This is a genomic window from Pedobacter sp. ASV12 (assembly GCF_016429155.1).
GTDB lineage: Bacteria > Bacteroidota > Bacteroidia > Sphingobacteriales > Sphingobacteriaceae > Pedobacter.
In genome coordinates this window covers 1-672 of record NZ_JAELUC010000223.1, presented here as the reverse complement: position 1 = coordinate 672, position 672 = coordinate 1, and the positions used below count along the sequence as shown (strand labels likewise).

The 672-nt window shown below is 43.9% G+C and carries 1 protein-coding gene; it reads left to right on the top strand.

Features of this window, described 5'->3' with window-relative positions; all coding sequences use genetic code 11:
* Nucleotides 1–612: hypothetical protein (locus JHD69_RS20015; RefSeq protein WP_199142100.1), on the top strand; the 612-nt coding region annotated here is incomplete at its 5' end.
* Between the last annotated feature and the right edge of the window lie 60 nt (nucleotides 613–672).

The following is a 672-nucleotide window of genomic DNA, read 5'->3' as shown; positions in this document are numbered from 1 at the left end:
GACTCGCTGGCTATTGCATTTATCAATCTTTACAAGCATAATTATTACCTTTCGCTCGAACAGCTGGATAAGGCATTGCGCTGCAGCAATATCGCCTATGCTTTTTTTAAGGAGCACCGTCAATATGCCAAAGAAGAGTACATTACGGTACTTACCGATCTTTCTTACTTGTATGCCATTCTTGGCGATAACCAAAAGGCAATCAATTACATTAAAGAGGCCGAATATGTAGTTGCAAACCTGTCTTCGGGTCAACAAATCGATAGCAGCTCATTCCTTTTGGCGAATAAAGTTTATTACAATTACGCTTACATCCTGTCGCTCGACAAGGAATATCAAAAGAGCAGGTACTTTTTGTTTAAAATACTTCGGTTGCCTATCCCGGTCCAGCAAAATAGAAATGCGATTTTTAAGAGTACCAGTTACAAAATCGCCGATCTTTACGAAAAAACAGGTCAAGTAGATAGCGCATTGTTTTATATCGCGAAATCTAAACGCTACAGCTTGGCCAATGACAAAATGGACGCCGGTGTAAAGCAAATGATGAACAACAACTTGGACATGGCCTACCTTCGGCTGCAAAGCAAAATCCTGTCTCTTATACACATCTGACGCTGCCGACGAACCACGACATGGGGGGGTGGGGGGGGGGGGGGGGGGGGTGGAGAGGGG